The 5,033-nt window shown below is 31.9% G+C and carries 8 protein-coding genes; 4 read left to right on the forward strand and 4 right to left on the reverse strand.

Annotation, left to right across the window (positions count from 1 at the left end; all coding sequences use genetic code 11):
* The 4 genes from Q1R07_RS16040 to Q1R07_RS16055 all read right to left on the reverse strand — a co-directional run.
* Positions 1 to 630 (reverse strand): hypothetical protein (locus Q1R07_RS16040; protein ID WP_300492183.1); only part of this gene is annotated, 630 nt, incomplete at its 3' end.
* Positions 631 to 701: 71 nt separating this feature from the next.
* A complete protein-coding gene (locus Q1R07_RS16045) occupies positions 702 to 1,382 on the reverse strand; it encodes a hypothetical protein (RefSeq protein ID WP_300492185.1) in 681 nt (226 codons plus the stop codon).
* A gap of 23 nt (positions 1,383 to 1,405) precedes the next feature.
* Positions 1,406 to 2,029, reverse strand: a complete 624-nt coding sequence (locus Q1R07_RS16050) for a hypothetical protein (RefSeq protein ID WP_300492187.1) — start codon at positions 2,027 to 2,029, stop codon at positions 1,406 to 1,408.
* 10 nt (positions 2,030 to 2,039) lie between these two features.
* On the reverse strand, positions 2,040 to 2,867 hold the full coding sequence (locus Q1R07_RS16055; RefSeq protein WP_300492188.1) for a hypothetical protein: 828 nt from the start codon (positions 2,865 to 2,867) through the stop codon (positions 2,040 to 2,042).
* A gap of 215 nt (positions 2,868 to 3,082) precedes the next feature.
* Between Q1R07_RS16055 and Q1R07_RS16060 the strand changes: the two genes are divergently transcribed.
* The 4 genes from Q1R07_RS16060 (at position 3,083) to Q1R07_RS16075 (ending at position 5,014) form a co-directional block, all read left to right on the forward strand.
* A complete protein-coding gene (locus tag Q1R07_RS16060) occupies positions 3,083 to 3,205 on the forward strand; it encodes a hypothetical protein (RefSeq protein ID WP_300492190.1) in 123 nt (40 codons plus the stop codon).
* Between the two features lie 134 nt (positions 3,206 to 3,339).
* Positions 3,340 to 3,762, forward strand: coding sequence for a hypothetical protein (locus Q1R07_RS16065; protein WP_300492191.1), 423 nt, complete (start codon positions 3,340 to 3,342; stop codon positions 3,760 to 3,762).
* Positions 3,763 to 4,287: 525 nt separating this feature from the next.
* Entirely contained in the window at positions 4,288 to 4,467 is a 180-nt protein-coding gene (locus tag Q1R07_RS16070) for a hypothetical protein (protein ID WP_300492193.1), read from the forward strand.
* A gap of 154 nt (positions 4,468 to 4,621) precedes the next feature.
* A complete protein-coding gene (locus Q1R07_RS16075) occupies positions 4,622 to 5,014 on the forward strand; it encodes a DUF6591 domain-containing protein (protein WP_300492195.1) in 393 nt (130 codons plus the stop codon).
* Positions 5,015 to 5,033: the final 19 nt, after the last annotated feature.

Here is a 5,033-nt window from a genome sequence, read left to right on the forward strand (position 1 = left end):
CTTGAACATAAAGCCTGTTAAATGATGTTCTTCTATTGCTTTTTTCACATTTTCATTACAGATTAAACCAATTCCAAAGGCGGGTGTAATATCGAAATATTCCGTGAATTTTAGCGATTTACGGGTTAAACTCCAATTGTCATTGGCTTCAAATAATTTTCTGTTTTGGATCTTGAAATCTTCGAAACTTACGACTTTAATTGTCTCTCCATATTGTTTTTCGATGCTGTTAAACGCAATAAAATCGGAATTCTCCCAATCTATTTTGCTTTTTCCTCCCGATTCATACCACAGAAAACGGTATGGATGTGGTATTCCTCTTCTAAAAATAGTCATTGGATAAAAACTGCCGTTTATTTTAAACGATTCCAAAACCTGATGGCCTTTTTCACTGACAAATAAACCGGAAGTGGTAATGACAAAACTACTCGAGACACAGTCGGATAATCTCGAATTATAGTGTAGTACAAAATTATTGAGGTCGGGAATATCATCATCCGTTTTCCATTGACTTATAATACCCCATTGAGAGGCTCTGGCTTTGTGAAAATCAATTTTCAGTTCTTTTACCTGTGGGTATCTACCAATTATCTTAGAATCGGTTTCCTGACATATTTCAAAGTATTTCATACAAATTTTAAATCTGATAATTCTTTTTTTTCCAATCGTACAAGATTACTATTACTGCTTTTTGTCTTATTTTATCGTTCTTCCAAAAGTTTAAAATAGCGGCTGTAGTCTTTATCCGGAAAAGCTTTTTGTAGTGCTTCCAACGATTCTTTTACGTTTTGATAGATCCCATCTGCTTTTAAATCTTCTAATGCAACTTCGGTAAAAAGATATTGCCAGTCGGCTATACCAAGCATGTCTAAAACGGCTTCATAATAACCATTAAACGTCAGATTGGTTTTATAAGCCAAAGCGCGATTAATATAATAAATGGCCGGTTCATTAGGTGGCGCTACTCCATTTTGAATACTGTAAACCGCTAATTTACCATCGCCAATCTCCGGACGGCCATCCAATATACGGAAAGTCTTCCATAGCGCTATTTCTTCGGCTGTTTGGCCTTTAAACCAAAGTTTTACATCATAATCCAATAGTGATAGTCCAGAATAAAGATTTTTAATATTAAATTCTATCTGAGAGGCAAAACCATCCACTTCCAACCACGCATGAAAATGAAATTTATCTATGTTTAAAACATCGACAAACCGCTCGGATACTTGTTCGTAACCCAGTTTGGTAAACTTTTTAATACTAAATGCATCCGCTTCACTATCTGGATCAGAGATACCTGCATTGATCGTTATATCTTCTAAATAATCGGATTTGATATTTGTTTCTAAATTTTTAAACTGCTCCGTTATTTTAAATTCCATGGTTTCTTATTTTAGTATTGTTTTTAAATCCACTCTGCAGGAATAATAATTCCCTCGGGACAATTAAAATCTTTAATAACATCGAGAAATTTTTGGGTCACACCAATTTCTCCATGGTCGGTAAAATCAAAGATATCAGCGCCTTCGTATCTATCCGAAAAGACCTGTAAGTGAATCGGATTTTCAGTCGTTTTTCGCATAATCAGTTGGGATTTTTCTTCATTGTATTTATTGAGCGTCAGATTACATCCTTCGCAAGTTCCTGTATAATCGCTGGCAATAGGAATATTTCGGATTGCGGGTGATAAAATGGCTAAATAAACAAAATCGGGTATTGTTGTCACATCAATGTCTGCATATTTAAAGGGTACCTTTTTTACTTTTAGAGGTGCAAATCCTTTAATCCCTGCCTGCATAAGGGCATCATACAACTTTTTGGTGACCATTAACAAGCCCGAAGAGCTTACCCAATCTTCTCCGTTGTATTTATCAATTTCCAATTCCACTTTTGAGAACTCGATTTCTTCTTTTAATTGTCTGTTGCACTTTTCGCATTTTGGTTGTTGTACTCTGACACTTTTTTTACTCAGGGTTCCAATCCAACTTCTGCAGTTAAGCGTGTATATCCGGGGGTTGTTCTGCTCCATTTTTTTATTGTTATTTTACTTTGGTCGTTTTAATAAATTCAAGTCCTGTAATTTTTTCATCCAGTAACGTTTGTGCTAATCGTGCGGATATAAATTGCTCCCGACATAGAAAGTAATTCTTAAACGCAAACAGATCCAGTTCGTTGGGATTAAGCACAATTTGTTTTGATTGTATAGTAACATTTTCTCTAAAATCGCTCCAGGAAACACCTTCATTTAATCGGTTTGAAACCGCCTGTATTTCTTCGGATGACTGGAACGATTCCGGTAGTATCGCTCTTGCGGCAAAATCAAAATATCCTTTTCCTTTATAAAAAACAGATAGCGGATAATTTACGTAGTCATCGGCATAATTAATAAAATGCAGGTAAACATAGTCTTCCGAAACGACTTTCTTACTTTGTACAGCAATCTTATATACCTGATAATCCCCAATATTAAAATTTTTAAGGATTTCAAATAATCTTTTACTAACTATCCAGCCGCCACCTTCTACTCCATTTACAACATCCGTTAGTTTGGCTTCAGCATATAGTTTCACCACTCCCAAATCCAATTCAGCTGAAGGAAAAGCACCTTTCCGCATCATTCTGTTATACATATTCATCAATGGAACAAAATCGTCATCCTCTTCCGTTCTATAATGATCATTAAATATCGATTCTAAATTTGCGCTTTTAGAAATGTCGTGGTAATCTACTTGCCAGGCGTGTTTTTTGCCAATTGGCATTTCGACTTTGATGTAGTTTTCGGAAAATTCGGTGTCGAGGAAGAAACGTTCTTCTTCATTTTTCCATTGAATTGCTATCTGATCTAATATATGTACGGGTTTATCCATCTTTTTGACGCTTCAAATTTAGTTAGGCAATACGGAATTTGAATGGGTGTTTATTTTCATTTTAAAGCCTTACTTATTTACTAAAAAACGAAACTTTTAAAAGAAAAATGTCGCTTTTTTAGGCGTTCCTAATATAAAAATTTTAGACACCTATATACTTGAATGTACCACGTAAAAAATCATACATATTACATTAACATTCAAACATTAATATAATGAAAAAATTATCCGAATATGTATTAGAAAGATTTGCCGAACAGCCAAATACAAATATGGTAAACGAAACATCTGAAAATGGTCATCAGGTAGATGAGAATAAAGATACTGAGGAAGAATAAGTATCATTTAGTTTAAAAATTAACAACCACTCAATCATTTACGATTGAGTGGTTGTTGTTTTATTGGGAGGAATTACGTAAAGTTAGTTAAAAATTTTCTAATATATTTACTTTTCAATTTAAAATTTAAAAATATGAAAAGTTTAAATGAATATGTAACTGAAAATTTTGATAAATCTACTAATATGAAACCAAGAAAATATCATTTATCCTATGACCTAAATAAAGAAGGTCAAATCAAAGACTCAAGTGAGGCAAGACAACATGTACTTTCTACTCTATGTTCATTAGGTGTATCCGCTGTTCAAAGTCCATGTGAATCCACAATAATTTTTGAATACAAAGATGAAAATTTTGATTTCGAAAAATTAAATGGTCATTTGAAAGATAATTTTTATTTCTCAATATGTTTAGTTTCTTTTGATACTATCAAAAAGGAAGATAGTGAATTAATTATGTCAAAAGAAGATAGCAATTCAGTTAGTGAAATCTTTACTAGTTTGAAGAACACAAAAAGACATGAAAAAGCTAAGAATTATGCTGAGGGGAATAAGTAACAGCTTCATATTGACCAAAACGCATTTTGTAAAAACAGCAATAATAATTATCAATTCTTACTATTTGATAATTATCAGTCAATTCTAAAGATTTAGCAAATCTTTTGCATCCAGTACACCAAAAATAATTCATGTAAACAAAAGCTTTATAAAGTGGTTTACATAGAAAAAGTAAAATAAGGAAAATTTGAAATGATTTATATTTTTTCAACATTTTTATAGAGATTTAGATGTTTATGTTTTATATATGAACGTCTAAATTTCTTTTATTCTATCATTCCTTTTATGTAAATTTGTATTGTAAAAATATTCGTGCTGAATTTCATTATTGCTAAATCCGAATTACCACCCTGAAGCTTAGGCTTCCTGATTAAAAAAGCAAATAGTGTTATAGGTACGCCGATATGGCGTGGCTTGTATCATTGTGCTTTTTTTGGGGTGTGGTAACCCTGGGTTTAGCGGTGGTGCAATGCCCACGCCTACTTTTTTACAAGAAAGTAAATTAAACCTAAATTACCACACATTATGAAAATTATTAACTCCACTGTAAGAAATTGCATTATGCTGCTATTTCTTATTACTTCAAAAGTATCTGCACAAGAAGTAAAAATCACTCCAGAATTATCTAAGAAAATCATTGATGAACATGGTATTAATGATTTCGATGTATTGCATGTTAAATACAAAGAAATTAAATATCATTAATATTTCCATGTAACATAAGAGATGTTTGACATCTTGTATTTAGTCAGGATTCATCTAAAAATACCCCCGTAAAAAAATGATTTATTAAGTGAATAAAACAATTCACAAGATTTATGTAAAAAAGTAAAACAATTCAATTTATACAATTAAAATCATGAACAAAAAGAAATTATTTATAGGGATATTATTATCATTATCAACAGCATTATTTACATTAGAAAGTTGTAATTCAAAGGAAAAAACAGAGACGCAAAATCCTTATGAGACCGAAAGCAATAGTGGTAAAGTTAGTTCTAATGATATTGATGATATGCTTGATAGTTATGAAGACTATGTTGATCAATATATTGACTATATGAAGAAAGTCAGTAAAGGTGATATGAATGCATTAGCCGATGCACCAGCATTAATGGAAAAGGCAAAAGAGTATGGCGATAAAATAGAAAATAGTAAAGGTGATATGACTGCTGAGCAAATTGCAAGAATGAGCCAAATAATGAACAAAATGAATGTTGCCATTTCTGATATGAGTCAGTCAATGAAATAATAATAATAATTAAAAAATC

The sequence above is a fragment of the Flavobacterium sp. genome (assembly GCF_030146175.1).
GTDB lineage: Bacteria > Bacteroidota > Bacteroidia > Flavobacteriales > Flavobacteriaceae > Flavobacterium.